This is a genomic window from Rhizorhabdus argentea, from assembly GCF_037861105.1.
GTDB classification, from domain to species: Bacteria; Pseudomonadota; Alphaproteobacteria; order Sphingomonadales; family Sphingomonadaceae; genus Rhizorhabdus; species Rhizorhabdus argentea.
This window is the reverse complement of the sequence record NZ_JBANFK010000006.1, coordinates 70,226-92,727: the sequence shown is the minus strand read 5'-3', so window position 1 is coordinate 92,727 and position 22,502 is coordinate 70,226. Positions and strand designations below refer to the sequence as shown.

The window sequence follows — 22,502 nt, the reverse complement described above, 5'->3', positions numbered from 1 at the left end:
TGGTGCGGCGGAAATAAGCCGGCTGCGGATATATGCCGCGTGCCCTCACCCTCCCACGCCTTTGGCGCGGGCCCATCCCTCTCCCCAGGTGGCAGAGGGGTTTTATTACGCCGTGACGAGGTTGACGGCGCTCGGGACGGCCAGCGGCAGGCCGGCGCTCTTTTCCTGAGCCATCAGTTCCTTCTTGCGGGCGAGCAGCTGGTCGCGCAGCGCGACGAGGTCGACATCGGCCTGGCGCGCCTGGGCGAACATGCCTTCCTTGGCGGCCTCTTCCTCCCTGACGTGGTGCTTGACCTCCTCGGACAGCACGGTGACCTTGGCGTCGTAGAAATCCGCGTCGGGGCTCGCGCTTTCGAGGTCGTTGACCAGCACCTTGGCGCCGTCATGCTCGACATAGGCCTCGTCGAGCGTGTCGTCCTCGATCTTGCCGCGCAGCGCCGGATAGAAGATCTCCTCCTCGATCATGGTGTGGATCTTCAGCTCGACGCAGATCTGGTGACAGAGCTTCTGCTTCGCCGACGACCCGCTGGCTTTCTCGAACTTCTCGAACAGTTCCTCGACGGTGCGATGATCGGCCTTCAGCAGCGCGATGGCATCTGTGAACTCGGCTTGAGCCATGGTCATGAACTCCTGTTGGGGGACCGGCGCTCAACGCATGGCACGGCGGAGAAGTGCCACGGCGGAGCCTGAACGCCTCCGCCGCGTTGGAGGGAAGGAGAGAGGCGCTGTCGGAGGAACGAGGATGAACAGGCAGACTATCGGGCGGGCGATCGGGGTGGCCAGCCTGGCCTTCGGCATCACCGATATCCTTCTCGGCAAGCGGCTGGGCCGCGGCATCGGCGCCGGCGAGGAGATGGGCGGGCGGCTGTTCCAGGTGGTCGGTGCGCGCGAGGTGGCGACCGGTGTCGCCGGGCTGATCGCGCCGGCCAGCGCGGCTCCAGTGCAGTGGCGGCTGGCGGGCGATATCTTCGACCTGGCCGCGCTCGGCTATATCGCGGCGCCGGCCAATCCGAAGCGCAAGACGGCGTTGCTGGCGCTGGGAATTGTGGCGGGTGTCGCGGCGGTCGACTTCCTCGGCGCGCGCGCCCTCAAGCGGGAAAGCCGAGGCCGGCGTTGAAGACCTGCTTCGATCCGCTAAGCGTGTAGGGCGATGGCGCATTGGATCGAAGCTTCCGCGCAGGGAATATATGTGCGGCCGGCCGATGCCTGGATCGATCCCACCGTGCCGGTCGATCGCGCGCTGATCACCCATGGCCATGCCGATCATGCCCGCGGCGGACATGGCATGAGCTGGGCGACGCCCGAGACGCTGGCGATCATGGCGCTGCGCTACGGCACCAGCCAGGGCACGCCGGTGGCGCTGGGCGAGAGCGTGCGGCTCGGCGGCGTCGATATCGGCTATGTACCGGCGGGGCATGTGCTCGGCTCCGCGCAGATCGTGCTCGAACATGCCGGCGAGCGGGTGGTCGTCACCGGCGACTACAAGCGGCGCGCCGATCCGACCTGCGCGCCGTTCGAGCCGGTGCCGTGCGACATCTTCATCACCGAGGCGACCTTCGGCCTGCCGGTGTTCCGCCATCCGGCGATCGGGCAGGAGGTGGACCGGCTGCTCGGCGCGCTCCACGCCACGCCGGAACGCTGCGTCCTGGTCGGCGCCTATGCGCTGGGCAAGGCGCAGCGGGTGATCGCCGAACTGCGCGCGCATGGCCATGGCGATCCGATCTATATCCACGGCGCGCTGGAGCGGATGTGCGACCTGTACCGCGACTTCGGGGTGGAGCTGGGCGAGCTCCATCCGGCGACGTCCGCGTCGATCGACCAGCTGCGCGGCAAGATCGTCGTCTGCCCGCCTTCGGCGCTGAACGATCGCTGGTCGCGGCGGCTGCCCGATCCGATCACGGCGATGGCGTCGGGCTGGATGCGGGTGCGCCAGCGCGCGCGCCAGAAGAATGTCGAGCTGCCGCTGGTGATCTCCGACCATGCCGACTGGGACGAGCTGACCGCGACGATTCTGGAGGTGGCGCCATCGGAAATCTGGGTGACGCATGGGCGCGAGGAGGCGCTGGTCCACTGGTGCGGACTGCACCAGATGCAGGCGCGGGCGCTAGCGGTGGTCGGCTATGAGGATGAGGACGAGGGGTGATGCGCGCCTTCTCGCAACTCCTGGACGGCCTCGTCTACACCCGCTCGCGCAATGCCAAGCTGGCGTTGATCGCGGACTATATGCGCGAGGCGCCCGATCCCGATCGCGGCTGGGCGCTGGCGGCGCTGACCGGCGACCTCAGCCTGCCGGCGGTCAAGGGTGCCGCGATCCATGCGATCGTCGGCGAGCGGGTCGATCCGGTGCTGTTCCTGATGAGCCGCGACTATGTCGGTGACCTGGCCGAGACCGTCGCGCTGATCTGGCCCAAGCGGCTCGACCAGCCCGCCGAGATCGACGACGGCTCGTTGACCCTGGCCGCAATCGTCGACCGGCTGGCGCGGCTCGGGCGTGCGGAGGCGCCCGGTGCGCTCGGCGAGATGCTCGACCATCTCGACGCAAGCGGGCGCTTCGCGTTGCTCAAGCTTGCCACCGGGGGCCTCCGCGTCGGCATCTCGGCGCGGCTGGCGAAGACCGGCTTCGCGCAGGCGTTCGGGCTGGATGTCGATGCGGTCGAGGAGGTGTGGCACGCGCTGCGCCCGCCCTATGCCGAGCTGTTCGCATGGGGCGATGGCGGCGAGCGGCCCGATCCGCGCGGCACGCCCTTCTTCCGCCCGTTCATGCTCGCCCATCCGCTCGAGGAGGGGACGGTCGACCTCGCCGATTATGCCGCCGAGTGGAAATGGGACGGCATCCGCGTCCAGATCGTCGGCACCGGCGGCGAGGTGCGGCTATACAGCCGCGCCGGCGACGACATCACCGCGACCTTCCCCGATATCGTCCGCGCCGCCGAAGGGCTCGACGCGGTGCTCGACGGCGAGATGCTGGTGCAGGGCGAGGCGCAGGGCGCGGCCGAGCATGGCGGATCGGCGGCGTCGTTCAATGCGCTCCAGCAGCGGCTGGGACGCAAGACCGTCTCCGCCCGAATGCTGTCCGACTATCCGGCGTTCGTGCGGCTCTACGATATGCTGATCGAAGGCGACGAGGATCTGCGCGACCTGGCTTGGACGGCACGCCGCGCCCGGCTCGAAGCCTTCGCCGCGCGGCTCGATCCGGCGCGGTTCGATGTCTCGGCGGTGATCGAGGCGCGCGATTTCGAGGCGCTGGCCGAGACGCGGGCCGGCGCGCGGGACGCGGCGATCGAAGGGGTGATGCTCAAACGGCGCGACAGCCCCTATGTCGCGGGCCGGCGGACCGGGCTGTGGTACAAATGGAAGCGCGATCCGCTCACCGTCGACTGCGTGATGATGTACGCCCAGCGCGGGCACGGGAAACGCTCGAGCTTCTATTCGGACTATACCTTCGGCTGCTGGTCCGAAGAGGGCGAGTTGCTACCCGTCGCCAAGGCCTATTCGGGCTTTACCGACGAGGAGCTGAAATGGCTCGACAGCTTCGTGCGCAACAACACGGTCAACCGCTTCGGTCCGGTGCGCGAGGTGGAGAAGACGCTGGTGATCGAGCTGGCGTTCGACAGCATCCACGAGAGCCGGCGCCACAAATCGGGGGTGGCGATGCGCTTTCCGAGGATCGCGCGGATCAGGAAGGACAAGCCGCCCGAGGAAGCGGACACGATCGCGGGGCTGAAGAAGCTGATCGTTTAGGTTCCGTGCGGGGACATCCGTTCGCATCGGTTCGTCGCACGGGGCGCTCGAATGGCCCGCATAGCCAATGGTTATGCGGGGCGCGTTCATGTGCCAGACAGGTCGATCTGAACAGGCCGGGTCGAGTGGGGTAGGATGAAGGAGTCGCCCAATGCATATCATTCCCAAGAGACCGAATGTTTACGTCCTGCTTGCCATGATGGCCGTCCCTGTGTCGGGTGGCTTGCATGCGCAGCAGCAGAGCCGGGATCCGGCTATCGTGGTCGATGGCGTAGCCGCGCAGGAGGCGCCTGTGATGACCGCAGGGCCTGAGATCAAGGGCGTCATCTCCGCGCGCAATGGCGACAAGCTGAAAGTCACGGCCGCCGACGGCACCAGCACGATCATTGCGATCAATGATGCTACGCGGATCAAGACCGGCGGCGGCCTGTTCAGCGCCAATCGCAGCAAGCTGGCCGCAGCCTCGCTGCTCAACGGGCTGCCCGTGACCGTCAAGACGATGCAACCGGCCAATGGGCAATCGGGCGATGGCCTGGTCGCGAGCCAGGTCGTTTTCCGGAACAACGACCTCAAGACCGCGACGATGATCCACAACGCGACAGCTCAGCGCTTCGATGAACAGACCGCGGCAACGGAGTCGCTGCGCGGTCGCCTGGGCGATATCGACAAATATAACGTCAAGAACACGACGAACGTGCACTTCGATACCGGCAAGTCGGAGTTGTCCGCTGAGGACAAGGCCAATCTCTGCAGCACGGCAACCTCGGCCGAGGCGACCGAAAACGCCCTGATCCTGGTGGTCGGTTACACCGATTCGACCGGCAGCGATGATTTCAATCAGCAGCTGAGCGAAAAGCGGGCCGGCCGCGTCATCAATTACCTTCAGCAGGCCTGCGGCTGGAAGCCCTATCGCATGCTCACTCCGACCGGGATGGCCAAGGCGGACCCGGCGGCGAGCAATGACACAGAAGAAGGCAAGGCGCAGAACCGCCGCGTTGCGGTGAATATTCTGGTCAGCAAGAGCGTCGACGAGATGGCTTCGAGCGAACATTTCTAATGTTCTGCGCGATAGGGTCGGGAGTGGACAGTCCACGCCTGACCTGACCGCGCGCTCCAAGGCATCCAACTGCGATGTTCGGAGGCTGAAGTCAGCTTTGCCCGGCTAGACTCGATCCCGTTCAGATTGAACCGGATCGAGTCCAGTTTTCCTGTCGTTGCCGTGATGTCCGAGTCATCAGGTGATTCCACCCGCGAGAGCCCATGGTGAGAGTTATGGACTGCACAATGGTGGACTGCATTTCCGAAATAGGAAATCGCCACCAATCCCGAAATCCGTCACCTGGACCCTAATCGTAAAGCGCCAGAACGCTCTCATAATGGGCCGATGGGCCTGCGTCCCTCAAGACCGGGCTGAGGACAGGCAGGACGCCGATGTCGAAATAGGCCTCTATGCCCTCACGCACGGTCGATGGCGTACCGAACAGCGTGACGTTTCTGAGCCAGGCTTCGCTTAACAATGCGGGAATCCGATCGTGCTCGCCCTTCGCCAAAGCCGCTTCGACCGCATCCATCTCTTCGACATAGCCGACCGAGCGCCAATAATTGCGGTAATTGGGAAGCCCCATGTAGAAAACCTGGCTCTGCCGCATGACGTTCAGCGCGATCTCAGGATCGTCATCGATGACGGTCGGAACCGCATTGCCGACGAAAAAGCCTGCCGCGCGGCGGTCGGCTGGAATGCGGGCGAGCTGTTTTGCAAGAGCCGCCCTGCACGCCCGGGACGTCAACACACCATCCGCGATGTCTACCGCGAGATCGAACATCCGGCTCCTTAGCGCGGCCATGATGATGGGCGCTTGCGGTCCCGTCCACTCGATCGCCGCTCGCATGCGGGCGACATAGGCACGGACATCGTCAAGCGGCCGCCCCGGCTGGACATGGTAGACCTGGTTGGACAGCTCGTGGCCAACCCCTATCCCCAGCCGGAATCGTCCGCCGCCGAGTTCATGCAGATGCGCCCCCGTTTCCGCCAGCGATACCGGAACACGGTGATATATGGGCTGCACCGCAGCCATCACCTTGATGGACCGGGTAACTTCGAGAATGGACTGCGACATTGCGACGCAATCCCCTGAGCTCGGCGTGGAAATCAACGGAAAGCCCCGGCGCTCTATTTCACCGGCGAGGTCCATTATCTGCCGACGATGGCCGATGACAGATGATCCGCCCGTACTAAAGCCCGGCATCTGGTTCATCTCAATCTCCCGGCCGCTCAACCTTTCTCAGACAGGCTGCGAGCCTATCGAAATGATTTCACTATCGCCCCCAGACCATCCAGGCTTGCCCACTGTACCTCAGCCGGTTCTTGCATGAAGTAGAGGAGCATTCTGCGGAAGCCGATCGCGTGCAACTCTTCGACTCGCTTTTCTACGCTCCCCGAAGCCGAAAAGGCTGCCAGAGGATCGATAAGGACGGTGAGATCGAGATCGTCGAAGGATCGGCCGGCGCGATCGCACTCGGCGCGGAGGTCGCTTACATAGCTGGCCATTCTTTCGCCCTGGTCGACCGGCAGCCATCCGTCGCAATATTCTGCGGCCCGGGGTAAGCCGAACCTGTTCCATGAGCCCATCAGAACCGGCGGGCCACCGGGCTGAACCGGCTTTGGACCGCACCACATCGGATCGAACTTTATCATTTCGCCCGAGAATTCCGCGATCTCGTTATTCCAGATCTCGCGCATGGCCAGCACGCATTCACGCGTAAACTTCCAGCGATCCTTGAACTCGATACCGTAGTCCGCCATCTCCTCGGCGCTCCAGCCGGCGCCGATGCCCAGGAGGACGCGACCACCCGACAATTGATCGAGTGTCGCGATCATCTTCGCAAGACGGATCGGATGATGCTCGGGAAGGATCAGTATCGAGGTTCCGAGCTTGAGCGTGGTGGTCGCGTTGGCGATGGTCATCAGGGTGAGGAGGGGGTCGTAAAGCTCGCGATAGGTGGCGGGCGTTTCCTTATATTCCGGACGCAGCGACTTCTGCCCGGTGGGAACATGGGAATGTTCGCCGATCCAGATCGATTCAAAGCCATTCGCCTCCGCCCACTGGGCGACTTCCTTTGGCGGAAGCATGAACTTCGTGAAAGCGCTTGTTATGCCGAAGACTGGTCCGTCACTCATGGTTGTCCTCTCATCCTCTCATTAGCATCGACCCGCCGCCGGCCGTCTTATTACCGTTTCGTAGCGACTTGGCAACGATCAGGGGGCGGTGCGTGAGCCGCTGCCAACGCGAGCGTTCCTTCATAAGTCCCTTCCCTTGGCACCATTTCAAACTAGGATTGCGGCTCGCTCTTCCCTTGGAGATCAGCAGGAGTCCGCAATGAATGACGAAAGCGGTTATATCCCGCCCCCGGTGTGGGTTTGGGATACGGAAAGCAGCGGCAAGTTCACCAACATCAATCGATTCAATCGGCCTATTTCCGGGTCTATAAGCGAGAAGACGTTGCCGATAGGGCGTCATCCGCTGCAACTCTATTCGCTCGGGACGCCAAATGGTCAAAAGGTGACAATTCTTCTCGAAGAATTGCTCGCGCTCGGTGTCAAGGAAGCAGAGTATGACGCTTGGTACATCGACATCGGTCAAGGTGACCAGTTCACCAGCGGGTTTGTCGATGTCAATCCAAACTCGAAAATTCCAGCTATGGTCGACCGCAGCGGCAGTGAGCCGATCCGTATCTTCGAATCAGGTGCAATTCTAGTCTATCTGGCCGAGAAGTTCGGCGTATTCCTACCGCAGCAGAAGAAAGCCCGGGCGGAATGCTTGTCGTGGCTGTTCTGGCAGGTCGGCAGCGCCCCCTTTGTTGGCGGCGGCTTCGGCCATTTCTACGCTTACGCACCGATAAAGATACAATATGCCATAGATCGATTTGCTTTGGAGGTGAAACGACAGCTGGACGTACTCGACCGGCGCCTGGCTGAGAGCGAATATCTTGCGGGGCCGGACTATACCCTCGCCGACATCGCCATCTGGCCGTGGTACGGTGGCCTTGCCAAGGGTGAGATATATGAGGCCGGTCAGTTCCTGAGCGTGCAGGATTATCGGCATCTTCAGCGATGGGTAAAGGCAGTCGGTGCCAGGCCGGGGGTCCGCCGCGGCGCCATCGTCAACCGCTCGTCCAGCGATTCATCGGAAGGGCTGCGCGAGCGACACGACGCGAGCGATTTCGACGCCCTCATCCCAAAATAGAGCGATGCTCATCATCGATGAGCTTGAAAGGTTTGACCAGACCTTGATGGTTTCAGGTGATTCAGCCTGAAAGCTGAATCAAGGTCGTAACTATTTGAATAGAGCCTGATCATCTGAGGTGGAAGCGCATAGCGCTTCCACCTCAGATGATCAGGCTCTGGTTGCGAGGAACCGGACCGATCCTGCTTCCGACAGGATCGATCGTCCTTCACAAGCATATCGGGATCTGGAAATGATGGCGGGCAACATAGTCCCGGTGATCAAGCAATATCTGCGGCGGCGCCTCCCCGAGATATTGTTCGAGGAGAGGGCCAAGGCCTCGATAGCCATCCGGCATGGTGCATAGGTCTGCCGTCATCGGGGAAAACAGATTGCTGAACGCCGTCCAGTATATATCGGCGGCAGTCAGCCGATCGCCCATGAAATAGCGATTGCCGAGTGCGGCCTGACGCTCGAGCCTTCCGGACAGTGTTTTTACGATCGTTAAGACACGCTGCCGGGCATGATCGGTTGTGACGGGAGACTTATATTTGATAGCCAGAGGGCTGGGGCCGCCTCCGCCATGCTCGCCCGACGTCAACATCAGGCGGATATTCCATCCCAGTCCGTCTTCGCTGCAGATTTCGTGGCACAGCCCCAGCATCGTTAAACGATCTTCTTCATCGACGGGAACGAGGCGGGGTTCCGGCTGCAACTGTTCAGCAAGCGCCAACATTTCCGACCAGTGCGGACGGGCTCTGTCATCGTTGAACACGACGACCGGGGCCGACGTTTGCCCGGTCCAGTCCTTCAGGGCCTCATTGGCTCCGCCTACTTCTTGCGGAACAGGGATATACTCTATGCCTTTGATGTCGAGAATAGCCTTGATAGCGACGCTCCAGGCTCCTGGCGTACCGCGTGTGAACGCCACACGGAGCCCCGGCATTGTTTTCGCTATTTCGATGGGAACATAGTTGGGAGCATTACCGTCGGCCATAAATTTATCTTTCAAAAACGCCCCCGTTCTCGAAGGTGCGCAAGATTACACGGGACGCCGCCCGCGCAGCAACAGCAATCCGCGCGGGCACCGTGTAGCGAGATGTCTTTGCCTCGTAAGATAACGTATTTCAGACGCAGAGCCGTTGACCGGATTAGCCGACAGGCCGCTAGCCACCTCTCACCGCCATTCCGTTCACCCTTCACACTCCGCCGATCACCCACCGGGAACGATCCGCGCGCTGATGGTTTGAATCCACCTGTCGTTCCGCAGGAGGAATCACCATGGCCGCGCGCGCCTATTGGCAGGGGCAGATCCGCCTCGCGCTCGTTTCGATCCCGGTCGAGATCTACAATGCGACCAGCAGCAGCGCGCAGGTCGCCTTCCACCAGATCCACGAGCCTTCGGGCAAGCGGATCAAATATGAGAAGGTGGTGCCGGGGATCGGCCCGGTCGACACCGACGAAATCGTCAAGGGCTATGAGGTATCGAAGGGGAATTACGTCCTGCTCGAACAGGACGAGATCGATGCGGTGAAACTGGAGAGCAAGCGCACGCTCGACCTAATCCAGTTCGTCGATGCCGATGAGATCGACGTGCTCTATTTCGAGAAGCCCTATTATGTCGTTCCGGCCGACGAATTGGCCGAAGAAGCGTTCATCGTGCTGCGCGAGGCGCTGCGGCGCACCCGCAAGGTCGGCCTGGGCCAGCTGGCGATGCGCGGGCGCGAATATGTGGTGAGCCTGAAGCCGTGCGGGCGCGGGCTGGTGATGGAGACGCTGCGCTATGCCGACGAGGTGCGCAAGGCGCAGGGCTATTTCCGCGACATCCCAGACACCAAGCCGGACGAGGACCTGCTGGAGCTGGCCGAGACGCTGATCGAGAAGAAGACCGCCAAGTTCGATGCGAGCGAGTTCCACGACCGCTATGTCGACGCGCTCAAGGCGCTGATCGAGAAGAAGCGCAAGGCCAAGGGCCAGAAGATCCTCGAGGATGTCGAGGACGACACGCCGACCCGCAAGGGCAATGTCATCGACCTGATGGCCGCGCTCAAGAAGTCGGTGGGCGGCGGCACGGAGGATGAGCCGAAGCCAGCGGCCCGGAAATCCCCGGCGCCGAAAAAGCCGCGGGCAAAGCCTGCTGCCGAGAAGGCGCCGGCGCGCAAGCGGGCCTGATCGATGGGCCGCGCTACCCTTTCCGAATATAATCGCAAGCGCGACTTCAAGCGCACCGCCGAGCCCGAAGGCAAGCTGGGCAGCGAGAACAAGCATCGCTTCATCGTCCAGAAGCATGACGCGACCCGGCTCCATTATGATTTCCGGCTGGAGATGGACGGCGTGCTGAAGAGCTGGGCGGTGACGCGCGGGCCGAGCCTCAACCCCGACGATCGCCGGCTGGCGGTCCGCACCGAGGATCACCCGATCTCCTATGCTGAGTTCGAGGGCACCATCCCCGAAGGGGAATATGGCGGCGGCACCGTCATGTTGTGGGACAAGGGCCATTGGGCGCCGATCGAAGGCAAGAGCGAGCGCGACCTGGACGAAGGCCATCTCCACTTCACGCTCGAAGGCGAGCGGATGAAGGGCGAATGGCTGCTGGTGCGGATGAAGGGCAAGCCCGGCGAGCGCAACGAGAACTGGCTGCTGCGCAAGATCGACGATGAAGAGGCGGGCGGCAGCGACGACCTGGTCGCGCGTGCGCTGACCAGCGTGAAGACCGGGCGGACGATGGCCGAGATCGCCGCCGACAAGAAGGGCAGCACCAGCCTGAAAGGCAAGCGCGGCAAGGCGTTCGACATGGTGATGGCCGAGGCCGATGCGCACAGCAAGGCGGTGAGCAGGCGCCCGAGCGGGAGAGCGAGCCGGCAAAAGCGCGGCGGCGGCGACCTGCCGGGCTTTCAGAAGCCGCAGCTGGCAACGCTTGTCGACCATGTACCGAGCGGCAGCCAGTGGCTCCATGAAATCAAGTTCGACGGCTATCGCGCCCTGGTCGCGGCGGCGGGCGACAGGGTGAAGATCTATACGCGCTCGGGGCTGGACTGGACGGACAAATTCGCGCCGGTGGCGGAGGCGGTGGCGAAGCTCGACCTGCCGCCGGTGCTGATCGACGGCGAGATCGTCAGTCCCGACGAGAAGGGCAATCCGAGCTTTTCTGCCCTGCAGAAGGCCATCAAGGGCGAAGGCGGCGGCTTCGAGCTGTTCGCCTTCGATCTGCTGTCGCTCGACGGCGAAGACCTTACCGGCTTGAGCAATGTCGAGCGCAAGGCGCGACTGGCAGGGCTGCTGTCCGGCAACAACATGATGGTTCATTATGCGGATCATGTCATCGGGTCGGGCGAGCGGCTGTTCGAGGCGATGTGCAAGGCGGGCCAGGAAGGCATCATCTCGAAAAAGGCCGATGCGTCCTATCGCGGCGCACGGACGAACAACTGGCTCAAGGTCAAATGCACGCGGCGGCAGGAGTTCGTCATCATCGGCTGGTCGAGCAGCAGCGCCAGCAGCCGCCGGTTTCGCGCGCTGCTGCTGGCCCAGTATAAGGACGGCAAGCTCGTCTATGCCGGCAAGGTCGGCACCGGCTTCAACCAGGACAGCATGGAGATGCTTGCGGAGAAATTCGCGGAGCGCGAGGCGACGTCACCCGCCGCGCCGGTGCCGCGCGCGGAGGCGCGGGGGGCGCATTGGGTCAAGCCCGACCTCGTCGCCGAGATCGCCTTCGCGGAGTTCACCCATGACGATGTGCTGCGCCATGCCAGTTTCATCGGCCTGCGATCGGACAAGAAGGCCGAGGAGGTGACGCGCGAGGAGCCGGTGCCGGTGGCGCAGGCCGTCGCCGAGGCACCGCTGGTCATGATCAGCAATCCCGACCGGGTGATCTTTCCGGAGGCGAAGGCGACCAAAGGCGACCTGGCCGCTTATTATCAGGCGATCGGGCCCTTGATCCTGCCATGGGCGGCGCGGCGGCCGATCAGTCTGGTCCGCTGTCCGCAGGGCCGCGGCAAGCAATGCTTCTTCCAGAAGCATGATTCCGGCAGTTTCGGTGAATATGTCCACCACATCCCGGTGCGCGAGAAGGACGGCAGCACCGAGGATTATCTCTATGTCGAGGATGTCGCGGGGCTGCTCGCCTGTGTCCAGATGGGCACGATCGAGTTCCACGGCTGGGGATCGCGGATCGCGGACATCGAAAAGCCCGACCGGATGATCTTCGATCTCGATCCCGATGTCGGGCTCGACTTCGGCGATGTGAAGAAGGCGGCGCAGGATATCCGGTCGATGCTGGCCGACATCGGGCTGGTCAGCTTCGCGATGCTGTCGGGCGGCAAGGGCGTCCATGTCGTCGTGCCGCTGACGCCGGAGGCGGAGTGGCCGGCGGTGAAGGACTTTTCCCATCGCTTCGCCGAGGCGCTGGCGCAGTCGGAACCCGAGCGGTTCGTCGCCAACATGGCCAAGGCGAAGCGGGTGGGCCGCATCTTCATCGATTATCTGCGCAACCAGCGCGGCGCGACCGCAGTGGTCGCCTATGGCGCGCGGGCACGGGAGAATGCGCCGGTGGCGGCGCCGATCAGCTGGGACGAGCTCGACAGCTTCGACAAGGCGAGCGCCTTCACGATTCGGGATGCACAGAAACTGCTGGAACGCGGATCGTCCAAGGCGTTGAAGGGATGGGGGCAGGCGGAGCAGCTGTTGCCGGATGTATGAGCCAATGCGCTCTCCTTCATCGTCATCCTCGCGAAAGGGGGATCCACGGAAGCGGGACGTTTTGACGGGATGTTCCGCCGTCCATGGATTCCCGCCTTCGCGGGAATGACGGTTGGGGGTACGGGAATTACGGTTGGGGTAGATGAAGGGTGTTGCCAGGGAGGATCGAACATGTTCGTCGCGGTCTATTGGTGGCGGGTCCATCCCGGCAAGGAGGAGCAGTTCGTCCGCGCCTGGGCGCGCGGCACCGACCTGATCCGTGAAATCTACGGCAGCTATGGCTCGCGCCTGCATCGCGACGGCGATGGCCGGTTCGTCGGTTATGCCGAGTGGCCGGACGAGGCGACCTGGCGCAAGGCGTTCGACCTCAAGATGGTCTATGACGATCCCGAGACGCGCGCCGCCTTCGTCGATGCGGTCGCCGAGGTGCCGCCGGATGCCGATCCGATCTTCCAAATGGAAGTGGTGAGTGATCGCCTCACCACCCGCCGCGCTGTGCCCGCAACGGACTGAACCGGCAGGTTTCCCTTTCGTTTGAACGCGAAAGGAGAGAGCCATGACCGACGAGCCGCAGCCGATGGTCCACGAGGATCAGCTTCCCGGGCGGGAGGCCGACCTGGAACCCAAGCCCGACTGGGTGCCGCGTTATCCCGGTTCCGGCCGGCTCCAGGGCAAGGTCGCGCTGATTACCGGTGCGGACAGCGGCATCGGCCGAGCGGTGGCCGCGCTCTATGCGCGCGAGGGGGCGGACATCGCGATCCTGTACCTCTGCGAGCATGAGGATGCCCGCAAGACCGAGGAGATCGTCCATGGCGAAGGACGCCGGGCGGTACGGATCGCCGGCGACATCGGCGACAAGGATTTCTGCGACCGCGCCGTCGCAGAGGTGATCGACAGCCTCGGCCGGCTCGATATTCTCGTGAACAATGCCGGTGAGCAGCATCCGGACAAGGACATCACCGATATCACCGAAGCGCAGCTCCGCCGCACTTTCCAGACGAATGTCTTCGGGATGTTCTTCCTGACCCAGGCGGCGCGCCCGTACCTCAAGACCGGCGCCACGATCGTCAACTGCACGTCGGTGACGATGTATCAGGGCAGCGGGGAGCTGCTCGACTATTCGAGCACCAAGGGCGCCATCACCGCCTTCACGCGCTCATTGTCGGAAAACCTCGTCGGCGAGGGCATTCGCGTCAATGCGGTCGCGCCGGGGCCGATCTGGACGCCGCTCAACCCGTTCGGCGGGGCCAGCTCGCAAAAACTGGAGCATTTCGGCGAGAGCACGCCGATGGGGCGGCCCGGACAACCCAATGAGGTGGCACCGGCCTTCCTGTTCCTCGCCTGTGACGATTCAAGCTATATGTCGGGGCAGGTGCTGCATCCCAACGGTGGCACGATCGTCAACGGGTAGGGGGCGATCACGCGAGCCCAAACAAAATGGGCGCCCCCGAAGGGACGCCCATCCTGTTGGTAACGGCGGCTCCGAAGAGCCCGCCGATTACTTCTTGTCTTCGACTGCGTCAGCAGCGTTCTCGGCTGCGTCGGCTGCGTTCTCGAGGTTTGCGGCGGCCGCATCGTTCGAGGTTGCATCGGCGGCGTTGTCGAGCGCATCGGCCTGGTTCTCAAGCGCAGCTGCCGTGTTGTCGGCGGCGTTTTCGGCCGGAGTTTGCTTGCTGCACGCTGCAACCGACATCAGGCCAGCGGCAACCAAAACGAGGGTCAACTTGTTCATTCGAGCAGCTCCCATAGCATCTATATCGGCCCGGCTCGAATGCCGTTCCTGCCGCTGACATAACGCTGAAGAAGAGTCCGTCAACGGAAAATCGACATGAATCGAAGGGTTAAGCAGTGAGCTGGAGAGGTTTGCGCGAGGCGTTCAGGCTCGGCCGGGCATGCCGAGCGCCGCAGAAATCGGGGATCGTTGCGCCGTCGTCCGACAGCGCCCGTCGCTCAAATCGAAACGGTTTCGGCGAGCGACAGCCGGTCGAGAATATTGGCGGTTTCGTCGCGCACCGACAGCATCACGCGGCGCAATCGGCACTCCGTTTCGTCGACGCAATGATCGCACGGTTCATAGGCAAGGCGCGCGGCACAAGGCACCAGCGCCAGTGATCCGCGGGTGGCACGGACGATGTCGCCATAGGTGATCTCGCTCGGGGGGCGCGACAGCCAATAGCCGCCTTCCTTGCCGCGCATCGTCTCGACGAAGCCGGCCCGCTTCATTTCGGAGAGGATCACCGTCAGAAATTTGCCGGGAATATTCTGGCGGTCGGCGATCTCCGCCAGCTGGATCGGGCCCTGGCCATAATGATCCCCCAGGTGGAGGAGGGCGCGAATAGCATAGCGGGTTCGTTGGGACAGCACGGTGATGCCTATGTGGAACCTGCGGGCAGGCGAGGCAACCCCATCTATAATGCTTTGGTAGAGTTAACGAGCGCGCGTAACCCGCTTGCGTCTCGGGGGGCCTTTGCCTATGGAGCGCCGGATCGGCGACGCCTGCGGGCGTCCCCTGTGGCGATCGTAGCTCAATTGGTTAGAGCGCCGGTTTGTGGTACCGGAGGTTGCGGGTTCAATCCCCGTCGATCGCCCCATTTTTCGCGATGCTGCTTTGGCGCTAGCCATATAGCGTTAACAATATTATTGCGCTCGCCTGTAATGTAATTTCGCGAGAATGGCATGACCGCTCCCTGGACCTATCCCGATTTCGATGATCACGAAGGCGTGCATCTGTTCCGGGATGCGGCTTCGGGCCTGACGGCGGTGATCGCGCTGCATTCGACCCATCTCGGCCCGGGCGCCGGCGGCACACGGTTCTGGCATTATGCCGATCCATCCGACGCGATAACCGACGCGTTGCGGCTGTCGCGGGGAATGAGCTTCAAGAATGCGATGGCGGGCCTGCCGATGGGCGGCGGCAAGGGCGTGATCCTGGCCGATGCGCTGCGCACCAAGACCCCGGAGATGCTGGCGGCATTCGGCCGTGCGATCGATTCGCTGGGCGGCCGTTATGTCACCGCCGAGGATGTCGGCATGAGCGACGCCGATATGGTCGCGATCTCCCGGACCACGAAGCACGTCTCTGGCCTGCCGGTTGCGGCGGGCAGCGCCGGCGGCGATCCGGGACCGACAACTGCGCAAGGCATCTATCTGGGCGTTCTCGCCGCGATTGCGCGCGCGCTCGGCAAGGACAGCGCGGCCGGCGTGCATGTCGCGATCCAGGGCGTCGGCAGCGTGGGCGGTGGACTCGCCCGGCTGCTGGCGAAGGACGGCGCGCGCCTCACCCTTGCCGATGCAGACGCCAAGCGTGCCAAGGCGCTGGCCGCCGAACTCGGCGCGGTGGCGGTCGGCGCCGGCGAGATCATGACCGTCGAGGCGGACGTACTCAGCCCCTGCGCGCTCGGCGCGATCCTCGACGAGCGGTCGATCGCCGCCCTGCAGGCGCCGGTCGTGGCCGGCGGTGCGAACAACCAGCTCGCCACCCCGGCTGACGCCGACCGCATCCATGACCGCGGCATCCTCTATGCACCCGACTATGTGATCAACGCCGGCGGCATTATCAACGTCGCGCTCGAATATCTGGGGCAGGGCGATCGGGCCGAGGTGAACGCGCGCGTCGCGAAGATCCCCGAACGGCTGGACCAGATCTGGGCCGAGAGCGCGGCGGCGGACCTGCCGGCGGCGGTGGTCGCCGACCGGATGGCGATGAAGCTGATCGGGCGGGGCTGATCCTGCCTGCCCCAAGTTCGTCATCTCGATGAAAATCGGGATCTATATGCGCTGAGCAGCAAGCAAGATTGCCGCACTATAAGGGCACAGCCCTCTTCGTAGCGTGTCCGGGTCCCGATTTTCATCGGGATGACGCGTGGGGGAGAGCCGATCGCGCTATTGATCCGATTGCCCTCGGGCTGATCCAGGGCCCATTGCGGTCTACGCGATTGATCCTTATTCCCCACCCTCCGTGCACATCTTCGCCAACCCCGCCCGTTTCCTGTCGATCGCGCGCCCGCTGACCCCCTGGCTCGGCTGGGCCGGCGCCGTCCTGATCGTCGTCGCGCTCTATGCGGGCCTGTTCGTCACGCCGCGCGACTATCTCCAGGGGGAGAGCGTGCGGATCATGTATGTCCATGTCCCGGCAGCGTGGCTGGGGATGGCGGGATGGTCGGGCATCGCCATGGCCAGCCTGATGCAGCTGATCTGGCGCCATCCGCTGGCTGCGGTCGCGGCGCGGGCGATTGCCGTGCCGGGTGCGCTGTTCGCCGCGATCTGTCTGGTGACCGGTTCGATCTGGGGCCGGCCGACCTGGGGCACATGGTGGGAATGGGACGGCCGGCTGACCTCGATGCTGGTGCTGTTCTTCCTCTACCTCGCCTATATTGCCCTCGCTTCGGCGGGCGCGGAGCGCGGCAGCAACGATCGCATCTCGGCGATATTCGGCGTCGTCGGCGCCGCCAACATCCCGGTGATCCACTATTCGGTCGAATGGTGGCGCACGCTGCACCAGGGGCAGAGCATCGGCCTGAGCGGATCGACCATCGACGGTTCGATCCTGTGGCCGCTGCCGATCGCCGCGCTTGGCTTCAGCCTGTTGTTCGGCGCGATCGTGCTGATGCGGATGCGCGCCCTGCTGGCGCAGGCCAAGGTGGTGGCACGGCTCAAGCGGATGACCGCGGAATGAACCGGATATTCTCATGAACCACTGGCCCTTCATCATCGCGGCCTATGCGATCACCATCACCGGCACCCTGGGCATTTCGATCGCCAGCTTCACGGCCATGCGCCGCGCGGAGCGGCAGGCCGATGCGCTGACCCGGCGCGACTGATGGCGGTCAAGGCCAAGAACCAGCGGCTGATCCTGGCCCTGCTCGCGCTCGTCGCGATCGTCGGCGCGGCGTTGCTCGCGATGTCGGCGCTGAAGGATCAGGCCGCCTATTTCTACACGCCGTCCGACGCGAAGCGCGATCATGTCGAGCCCGGCCGCGCGGTTCGGCTGGGCGGGATGGTGCAGAAGGGATCGATCAAGCGCCAGGCCGATGGCGTCACTATCGATTTCATCGTCACCGACAATGCCGAAACCGTGCCGGTGCGCTTCACCGGCATCGTGCCCGATCTGTTCAAGGAGGATTCGGGCGTGGTGGCGGAGGGCAGCTTCCGGCCCGATGGCGGCTTCGTCGCGACCAACATCCTCGCCAAGCATGACGAGCGCTACATGCCGCCGCAGGTGGCCGGCGAGATGCACAAGACTGAGAGCCTGGAGGCGGACGGCCAGAGCGGCAGTGGCCAGCCGGGCGGCGACCAGCAGAAGGTGCAGAAGTGATCGCCGAAGCAGGATTGGCCGCCTTGTGGTTGGCCGCGGCGCTTGCTGCGCTGCAACTCGTGCTCGGCGCGATGGGGGTGGCGAGCGGACGCAGCGATCTGCTCGGTGCGGTTCGGCCGATCGCGCTGGTGCAGGCGGGTCTGACTGCGGTCGCCTTTCTTGCGCTGATCTGGCTGTTCGTGACGGTCGACCTGTCGGTGGCGCTGGTCGCGGCCAATGACGCCTCCACCAAGCCGCTGCTGTATAAATTCGCCGGCACCTGGGGAAACCACGAAGGCTCGATGCTGATGTGGGTGACGATCCTGGCCGTGGCGGGCGGCGCGGTCGCGCTGTTCGAGCGGCGGCTCAACGAACGGACGCTGATCGCCACGCTGGCGGCGCAGGCGGCGATCGGCCTCGGCTTCTACGCCTTCCTGCTGTTCGCCTCGAACCCGTTCGCGCGACTGAACCCGGCGCCGGCCGAAGGGCAGGGCCTCAATCCGCTGCTGCAGGATCCCGGCCTCGCCTTCCATCCGCCGACGCTTTACCTGGGCTATGTCGGCCTGTCGGTGGCTTTCTCCTTTGCGGTCGGTGCACTGGTAACGCGCGATGTCGGCGCGGCGTTCGCGCGGGCGATGCGGCCCTGGGTGCTCGGCGCCTGGATATTGCTGACGCTCGGCATCACCGCCGGCAGCTACTGGGCCTATTATGAGCTGGGCTGGGGCGGCTGGTGGTTCTGGGACCCGGTCGAGAATGCATCGCTGATGCCGTGGCTCGCCGCCACCGCCCTGCTCCATTCGGTGACGGTGCTTGCAACCCGCGAAGGCCTCCGCGCCTGGACGGTGATGCTGGCGGTGGTCGCCTTCTCGATGTCGATGGTCGGCACCTTCCTGGTCCGCTCGGGCATCCTCACCAGCGTCCACGCCTTCGCGGTCGATCCGCGGCGGGGCTCCTTCATCCTTGCGCTGCTCGCCATCTATATTGGCGGGGCACTGGCGCTGTTCGCCCTGCGCGTCGGCACGGTGCGCGAGGGATCGCGTTTCGATGCGGTCAGCCGCGAGGGATCGCTGGTCATCAACAACCTGCTGCTGTCGGCGATCCTTGGCATCGTGCTCGTGGGCACGCTCTATCCGCTGGTGGCCGAGGCGGTGACCGGCGAAAAGCTGTCGGTTGGCCCGCCCTATTTCAACAGCGCGGCTGGACCGCTCGCCCTGATCCTGGTGCTGGTGATGTCGGCGGGGCCGATCATGAAGTGGCGGCGCGACGACCTCAAGCTCACGCTGCTGCGGCTTGCGCCGCCGCTGCTGCTCTCCGCATTGGCGTTGTTGGCGGTGGTGCTGCTGGCGCCGGGCATCCGCATCCTGCCGCTGCTCGGGCTGGTCGCGGCCGCGGGCGTGGCGCTCGCCAGCCTCGCGCCTCTGTGGAAGCGCAACCTGCGCCGCACGCCGCTCTATATATATGGCATGGTGGTCGCGCATCTCGGCATCGCCGTTGCCCTTGCCGGCATGGCCTCCGAAAGCGCGTTCAACCAGGAGACGCTGGTCGCCGCCCGCGTCGGCGAGGTCCACCGCGTCGGGCCCTATACGATCCGGCTCGACGGCGTCGAGCCTGTCGCCGGACCGAACTATACCGCGGTCGCAGCCACGGTGACCGCGCAGCGCGGCGACAACCAGCCGTTCACGCTGCATCCCGAAACGCGCAGCTTCCCCTCGCCGCAGACCGAAACCAACGAGGCGGCGATCACCACCGTTCTCGACGGACAGCTTTATGTCGTGGTCGGCAAGCCCGACGATGATGGCCGCTGGCAGCTGCGGCTATGGTGGAAGCCGTTCGTCACGCTGATCTGGCTGGGCGGCGCGATGGTCGCTTTCGGCGGCTTCCTGTCGCTGATCGGCCGGGTTCGCCGCGAGATGCGGCATGCGCCGCCGCGCGAGTATATATGAGAAAGCTGCTGATCTGGCTGCCGCTAGGGCTGTTCCTCGTTTTCCTCGGCGTGTTCGCGGGGGGGCTGATCAGCCCGGAGAGCAAGACGATCCCATCCAAGCTGGTGGGCAAGCCGATGCCGGGCTTCGCGCTGCCGGCGGCGCTGCCGGGCAAGCCGGGCCTGAACAGCGAGGCGCTGGCCAGTGGCGAACCGCATCTCGTCAACGTGTTCGCCAGCTGGTGCCTGCCGTGTATCTCGGAGGCGCCGCAGCTCAAGCAACTGGCCGACGCGGGCGCGCCGATCTACGGCATCGCTATCCGCGACCGCGCGGAGGACCTGTCCCGTTTCCTGCAGCGCAACGGCGATCCCTATAGGGCGATCGGCGGCGACGCCAACAGCAGCGTCCAGATCGCGCTGGGCTCTTCGGGCGTGCCGGAAACCTTCCTGGTCGATGGCAGGGGGATCATCCGGATGCAGCATATCGGCGACATCAAGGCCGAGGATGTGCCGGGCATGATGTCGGCGCTGGCGGCGGCACGATGAGGCGCTTCCCCGTTCCTATGGCATTCACGCATCTTCTCCTCAAATTGCGTCATCCCAGCGAAAGCTGGGGTTTCGTGAGGTTGAGGGCGCGCGCATATCCTCCTGAGATCCCAGCTTTCGCTGGGATGACGATCAAAAGAAGCGGCGGTTTCGCAAGACGATATGCGGATCCGATTGCCGCGTTCAGGGGAGGAATTGGGATCGCGCTCGCGCTCTTCCTCTCCTCGCCTCTCCTCGCCGATTCGCTGATGCCGGCCGCGAAATATGCGAACGAGCAGCTTCCCGATCGCGCGCAGGAGGCGAAGGCCAAGGCGCTGATGGAGACGATCCGCTGCCTTGTCTGCCAGGGGCAGTCGATCGCCGATTCGGAGGCCGAGATGGCGGGCGACATGCGCGCGCTAATCCGCACCCGGATCGCGGCAGGCGAGAAGCCCGAGGCGATCCGCAAATGGCTGATCGAGCGCTATGGCGACTGGGTCAGCTACACGCCGCCGCTCGATGCGCTGACCTGGCCGCTTTATGCGCTGCCGGTGATATTTCTCGCTTTCGGTCTGTGGATTGTGAGCGGACGGCTGAAGCGCCGGAGGAAGAGCTGATGGGCTGGCTGATTTTCCTGTTCATGGCGCTGATCGTCGTCGGGCTGCTGTGGCGCTTCGGCAAGCTTCCCAAGGGCGGCATCGAACTGGTTGCGGCGGCCCTGTTCCTCGCCGTCGCCGGCTATGCGTGGCAGGGCAGTCCCGGCTTATCGGGCAAGCCGACCCCGCCGCCCGCCGAAGTCAGGACGCCGGACAACGAGGCCGCGGTCGAACGCCAGAAGATGTTCAGCAAGATCGGCAGCGATGCCGACGTGCTGCGCAGCGCCGATGGCCTGCAGAGCCAGGGCCTCACCCTTTATGCCATCGCGATCATCAAGAACGGGCTCGAAAAGCGGCCACAAAGCGCGGACCTCTGGGTGGGGCTGGGCAACGAACTGGTGATCCATGGCGGCGGAATGATGTCGCCGGCCGCGCAGCTCGCCTTCCAGCGCGCCGCGGCGATCGCGCCGGATCATCCGGGGCCGCCTTTCTTCATGGGGCTGGCCTATGCTCAGGCCGGCCAACTCGACCGGGCCGAGACGGTCTGGCGCGCGCTGCTCGACCGCAGCCCCGCCAATGCCTCCTTCCGGCCCGAGCTCGAACAGCGGCTGCTCGAGATCGAGCGGATGAAGCAGGGGATGCGCTGAGGGGCCAAGAGGTATATTCCGACGTCATGCTGAACTTGTTTCCGCATCCACCGGGAGACTTGAGCTCGATCAGGCGGTTCTTGCAAGTCGAACATGTGAAGCGGAATGGCGGTTTCCGACCCCCTGCGGGCACTATGCTTGATGGCCACTCTGGAACTGGGAGGATGTTTGGTGGCCAGTGTGAAAATCATTGCGCTTGGTTGGATGGTCTGCGCTGCGAGCCTGATGTTCTGCCCGACCACGGTAATGGCGTCGCGGGCCAGTCCTCGGAGGTGCGTCGATAACGCGAGCGTTGCGCGTAGCCGCTCCCTTATGCGGCACGCGGAGGAAGCTATAGCCACCCATAAATATAGGCGAGCAAATCAACTACTTGATCAGTTTGAAGCGACCTTTCACGATCCGCTCCCGAATCCGTCTCCTCAGCACTTCATCGACGATTCAAGCATGATTCTCTTTCATGGAAAAATCAGCGCAAAGCAGGGCGGTTTTCGAGCCGCTGCACTGAGCAAGCAGCAAGCATTATCTTCGCGCTTGGGAGTTTATGACTGGAAGTGCGGCCGCGTTCGAAACGGACGGCTATCGGGTGGCATGATCATGTAATGACCGCTTTTCACGAATCTCGGTCACTCCCGCTTAGCGGCTCGCACCCATATTCTCCGGCAGTCCCGCGTGGCGGGGTGGATCCTGAAACAAGTTCAGGATGACGGCCGAGCGTTTGGCGCTGCCGAGTTCTGGAGCGACCGAACCGTTGGATTTCGGATCGGCCGCTCCAGCTTTTGCGGGAGAGGGCGCGCAGGGGGGACCGCGCGTCGGCCCGACAGGGGGGCTGGACCGGCCCCTCTCCCTATCCTCCCCGGGGCA

At 64.1% G+C, this 22,502-nt stretch carries 24 protein-coding genes and 1 tRNA gene; 19 read left to right on the top strand and 6 right to left on the bottom strand.

What is annotated here, in order from left to right; genetic code table 11:
* Positions 1–105: 105 nt before the first annotated feature.
* Entirely contained in the window at positions 106–618 is a 513-nt protein-coding gene (locus AAC645_RS07590; RefSeq protein ID WP_340315192.1) for a hemerythrin domain-containing protein, read from the bottom strand.
* Positions 619–742: 124 nt separating this feature from the next.
* Here AAC645_RS07590 and AAC645_RS07585 point away from each other — a divergent pair, with 124 nt between their 5' ends.
* The 4 genes from AAC645_RS07585 (at position 743) to AAC645_RS07570 (ending at position 4,798) form a co-directional block, all read left to right on the top strand.
* Positions 743–1,117 carry a hypothetical protein gene (locus tag AAC645_RS07585; RefSeq protein ID WP_340314995.1) on the top strand — a complete coding sequence of 125 codons (375 nt, stop codon included), beginning with the start codon at positions 743–745 and terminating at the stop codon, positions 1,115–1,117.
* A 33-nt stretch (positions 1,118–1,150) separates the two neighbouring features.
* Complete coding sequence (locus AAC645_RS07580) at positions 1,151–2,143, top strand: ligase-associated DNA damage response exonuclease (RefSeq protein WP_340314993.1); 993 nt, start codon at positions 1,151–1,153, stop codon at positions 2,141–2,143.
* Entirely contained in the window at positions 2,143–3,741 is a 1,599-nt protein-coding gene (locus AAC645_RS07575) for a cisplatin damage response ATP-dependent DNA ligase (RefSeq protein WP_340314991.1), read from the top strand. Before AAC645_RS07580 ends, AAC645_RS07575 begins: the two co-directional genes overlap by 1 nt.
* 151 nt (positions 3,742–3,892) lie before the next feature.
* Entirely contained in the window at positions 3,893–4,798 is a 906-nt protein-coding gene (locus tag AAC645_RS07570) for an OmpA family protein (protein ID WP_340314990.1), read from the top strand.
* Between the two features lie 289 nt (positions 4,799–5,087).
* On the opposite strand, the gene AAC645_RS07565 is transcribed toward AAC645_RS07570, so the two are convergent.
* A complete protein-coding gene (locus AAC645_RS07565; RefSeq protein ID WP_340315191.1) occupies positions 5,088–5,987 on the bottom strand; it encodes an LLM class flavin-dependent oxidoreductase in 900 nt (299 codons plus the stop codon).
* A gap of 53 nt (positions 5,988–6,040) precedes the next feature.
* Positions 6,041–6,919, bottom strand: coding sequence for a TIGR03619 family F420-dependent LLM class oxidoreductase (locus AAC645_RS07560; protein ID WP_340314989.1), 879 nt, complete (start codon positions 6,917–6,919; stop codon positions 6,041–6,043).
* A gap of 199 nt (positions 6,920–7,118) precedes the next feature.
* Between AAC645_RS07560 and yghU the strand changes: the two genes are divergently transcribed.
* Positions 7,119–7,985, top strand: a complete 867-nt coding sequence (gene yghU, locus AAC645_RS07555) for a glutathione-dependent disulfide-bond oxidoreductase (RefSeq protein WP_340314987.1) — start codon at positions 7,119–7,121, stop codon at positions 7,983–7,985.
* A gap of 208 nt (positions 7,986–8,193) precedes the next feature.
* Here yghU and AAC645_RS07550 read toward each other — a convergent pair whose 3' ends face one another.
* The gene (locus AAC645_RS07550; RefSeq protein ID WP_340314985.1) at positions 8,194–8,961 is read right to left on the bottom strand and encodes a glutathione S-transferase family protein; all 768 of its coding nucleotides are present in this window, start codon (positions 8,959–8,961) and stop codon (positions 8,194–8,196) included.
* A 284-nt stretch (positions 8,962–9,245) separates the two neighbouring features.
* On the opposite strand from AAC645_RS07550, the gene ku reads away from it, so the two are divergent.
* The 4 genes from ku to AAC645_RS07530 all read left to right on the top strand — a co-directional run bounded on the left by ku (position 9,246) and on the right by AAC645_RS07530 (position 14,070).
* On the top strand, positions 9,246–10,136 hold the full coding sequence (gene ku, locus AAC645_RS07545; RefSeq protein WP_340314983.1) for a non-homologous end joining protein Ku: 891 nt from the start codon (positions 9,246–9,248) through the stop codon (positions 10,134–10,136).
* 3 nt (positions 10,137–10,139) lie between these two features.
* On the top strand, positions 10,140–12,659 hold the full coding sequence (gene ligD, locus AAC645_RS07540; protein ID WP_340314982.1) for a DNA ligase D: 2,520 nt from the start codon (positions 10,140–10,142) through the stop codon (positions 12,657–12,659).
* 171 nt (positions 12,660–12,830) lie between these two features.
* Positions 12,831–13,172 carry an antibiotic biosynthesis monooxygenase family protein gene (locus AAC645_RS07535; protein ID WP_340314981.1) on the top strand — a complete coding sequence of 114 codons (342 nt, stop codon included), beginning with the start codon at positions 12,831–12,833 and terminating at the stop codon, positions 13,170–13,172.
* Between the two features lie 43 nt (positions 13,173–13,215).
* Positions 13,216–14,070 (top strand): SDR family oxidoreductase, encoded by an 855-nt coding sequence (locus AAC645_RS07530; protein ID WP_340314980.1) that lies wholly within the window; start codon positions 13,216–13,218, stop codon positions 14,068–14,070.
* 87 nt (positions 14,071–14,157) lie between these two features.
* Here AAC645_RS07530 and AAC645_RS07525 read toward each other — a convergent pair whose 3' ends face one another.
* Both AAC645_RS07525 and AAC645_RS07520 read right to left on the bottom strand, forming a co-directional pair.
* Positions 14,158–14,391, bottom strand: a complete 234-nt coding sequence (locus AAC645_RS07525) for a hypothetical protein (RefSeq protein WP_340314978.1) — start codon at positions 14,389–14,391, stop codon at positions 14,158–14,160.
* 218 nt (positions 14,392–14,609) lie between these two features.
* A complete protein-coding gene (locus tag AAC645_RS07520) occupies positions 14,610–15,023 on the bottom strand; it encodes an RrF2 family transcriptional regulator (protein WP_340314977.1) in 414 nt (137 codons plus the stop codon).
* Positions 15,024–15,173: 150 nt separating this feature from the next.
* On the opposite strand from AAC645_RS07520, the gene AAC645_RS07515 reads away from it, so the two are divergent.
* The 10 genes from AAC645_RS07515 to AAC645_RS07470 all read left to right on the top strand — a co-directional run bounded on the left by AAC645_RS07515 (position 15,174) and on the right by AAC645_RS07470 (position 22,241).
* Positions 15,174–15,250: transfer RNA gene (locus AAC645_RS07515), tRNA-His, on the top strand.
* A gap of 85 nt (positions 15,251–15,335) precedes the next feature.
* Complete coding sequence (locus tag AAC645_RS07510; protein WP_340314975.1) at positions 15,336–16,385, top strand: Glu/Leu/Phe/Val family dehydrogenase; 1,050 nt, start codon at positions 15,336–15,338, stop codon at positions 16,383–16,385.
* Positions 16,386–16,617: 232 nt separating this feature from the next.
* Positions 16,618–17,334 (top strand): heme ABC transporter permease CcmC, encoded by a 717-nt coding sequence (gene ccmC / locus AAC645_RS07505; protein WP_340314974.1) that lies wholly within the window; start codon positions 16,618–16,620, stop codon positions 17,332–17,334.
* 13 nt (positions 17,335–17,347) lie between these two features.
* Positions 17,348–17,479, top strand: a complete 132-nt coding sequence (locus tag AAC645_RS07500) for a hypothetical protein (RefSeq protein ID WP_340314973.1) — start codon at positions 17,348–17,350, stop codon at positions 17,477–17,479.
* On the top strand, positions 17,479–17,973 hold the full coding sequence (gene ccmE, locus AAC645_RS07495; protein ID WP_340314972.1) for a cytochrome c maturation protein CcmE: 495 nt from the start codon (positions 17,479–17,481) through the stop codon (positions 17,971–17,973). Before AAC645_RS07500 ends, ccmE begins: the two co-directional genes overlap by 1 nt.
* The gene (locus AAC645_RS07490) at positions 17,970–19,895 is read left to right on the top strand and encodes a heme lyase CcmF/NrfE family subunit (RefSeq protein ID WP_340314970.1); all 1,926 of its coding nucleotides are present in this window, start codon (positions 17,970–17,972) and stop codon (positions 19,893–19,895) included. Before ccmE ends, AAC645_RS07490 begins: the two co-directional genes overlap by 4 nt.
* Positions 19,892–20,419: a DsbE family thiol:disulfide interchange protein gene (locus tag AAC645_RS07485; protein WP_340314969.1), complete on the top strand. Its 528-nt coding sequence runs from the start codon at positions 19,892–19,894 to the stop codon at positions 20,417–20,419. The genes AAC645_RS07490 and AAC645_RS07485 overlap by 4 nt, the downstream gene beginning before the upstream one ends.
* A gap of 248 nt (positions 20,420–20,667) precedes the next feature.
* Positions 20,668–21,015 (top strand): cytochrome c-type biogenesis protein, encoded by a 348-nt coding sequence (locus AAC645_RS07480; protein ID WP_340315190.1) that lies wholly within the window; start codon positions 20,668–20,670, stop codon positions 21,013–21,015.
* Entirely contained in the window at positions 21,015–21,641 is a 627-nt protein-coding gene (locus AAC645_RS07475; protein ID WP_340314968.1) for a tetratricopeptide repeat protein, read from the top strand. The genes AAC645_RS07480 and AAC645_RS07475 overlap by 1 nt, the downstream gene beginning before the upstream one ends.
* A 171-nt stretch (positions 21,642–21,812) precedes the next feature.
* Positions 21,813–22,241, top strand: coding sequence for a hypothetical protein (locus AAC645_RS07470; RefSeq protein WP_340314967.1), 429 nt, complete (start codon positions 21,813–21,815; stop codon positions 22,239–22,241).
* Positions 22,242–22,502: the final 261 nt, after the last annotated feature.

Excerpts from the sequence above, each read along its gene's own strand:
- AAC645_RS07585 (WP_340314995.1), top strand. The coding sequence starts at position 743 with ATGAACAGGCAGACTATCGGGCGGGCGATCGGGGTGGCCAGCCTGGCC.
- AAC645_RS07510 (WP_340314975.1), top strand. The coding sequence starts at position 15,336 with ATGACCGCTCCCTGGACCTATCCCGATTTCGATGATCACGAAGGCGTG.
- AAC645_RS07500 (WP_340314973.1), top strand. The coding sequence starts at position 17,348 with ATGAACCACTGGCCCTTCATCATCGCGGCCTATGCGATCACCATCACC.
- ku (WP_340314983.1), top strand. The coding sequence starts at position 9,246 with ATGGCCGCGCGCGCCTATTGGCAGGGGCAGATCCGCCTCGCGCTCGTT.
- AAC645_RS07560 (WP_340314989.1), bottom strand. The coding sequence starts at position 6,919 with ATGAGTGACGGACCAGTCTTCGGCATAACAAGCGCTTTCACGAAGTTC.
- AAC645_RS07575 (WP_340314991.1), top strand. The coding sequence starts at position 2,143 with ATGCGCGCCTTCTCGCAACTCCTGGACGGCCTCGTCTACACCCGCTCG.
- AAC645_RS07550 (WP_340314985.1), bottom strand. The coding sequence starts at position 8,961 with ATGGCCGACGGTAATGCTCCCAACTATGTTCCCATCGAAATAGCGAAA.
- AAC645_RS07590 (WP_340315192.1), bottom strand. The coding sequence starts at position 618 with ATGGCTCAAGCCGAGTTCACAGATGCCATCGCGCTGCTGAAGGCCGAT.
- AAC645_RS07530 (WP_340314980.1), top strand. The coding sequence starts at position 13,216 with ATGACCGACGAGCCGCAGCCGATGGTCCACGAGGATCAGCTTCCCGGG.
- AAC645_RS07580 (WP_340314993.1), top strand. The coding sequence starts at position 1,151 with ATGGCGCATTGGATCGAAGCTTCCGCGCAGGGAATATATGTGCGGCCG.
- AAC645_RS07570 (WP_340314990.1), top strand. The coding sequence starts at position 3,893 with ATGCATATCATTCCCAAGAGACCGAATGTTTACGTCCTGCTTGCCATG.
- AAC645_RS07485 (WP_340314969.1), top strand. The coding sequence starts at position 19,892 with ATGAGAAAGCTGCTGATCTGGCTGCCGCTAGGGCTGTTCCTCGTTTTC.
- AAC645_RS07475 (WP_340314968.1), top strand. The coding sequence starts at position 21,015 with ATGGGCTGGCTGATTTTCCTGTTCATGGCGCTGATCGTCGTCGGGCTG.
- ligD (WP_340314982.1), top strand. The coding sequence starts at position 10,140 with ATGGGCCGCGCTACCCTTTCCGAATATAATCGCAAGCGCGACTTCAAG.
- AAC645_RS07525 (WP_340314978.1), bottom strand. The coding sequence starts at position 14,391 with ATGAACAAGTTGACCCTCGTTTTGGTTGCCGCTGGCCTGATGTCGGTT.
- yghU (WP_340314987.1), top strand. The coding sequence starts at position 7,119 with ATGAATGACGAAAGCGGTTATATCCCGCCCCCGGTGTGGGTTTGGGAT.
- AAC645_RS07565 (WP_340315191.1), bottom strand. The coding sequence starts at position 5,987 with ATGCCGGGCTTTAGTACGGGCGGATCATCTGTCATCGGCCATCGTCGG.
- AAC645_RS07480 (WP_340315190.1), top strand. The coding sequence starts at position 20,668 with ATGCCGGCCGCGAAATATGCGAACGAGCAGCTTCCCGATCGCGCGCAG.
- ccmE (WP_340314972.1), top strand. The coding sequence starts at position 17,479 with ATGGCGGTCAAGGCCAAGAACCAGCGGCTGATCCTGGCCCTGCTCGCG.
- AAC645_RS07535 (WP_340314981.1), top strand. The coding sequence starts at position 12,831 with ATGTTCGTCGCGGTCTATTGGTGGCGGGTCCATCCCGGCAAGGAGGAG.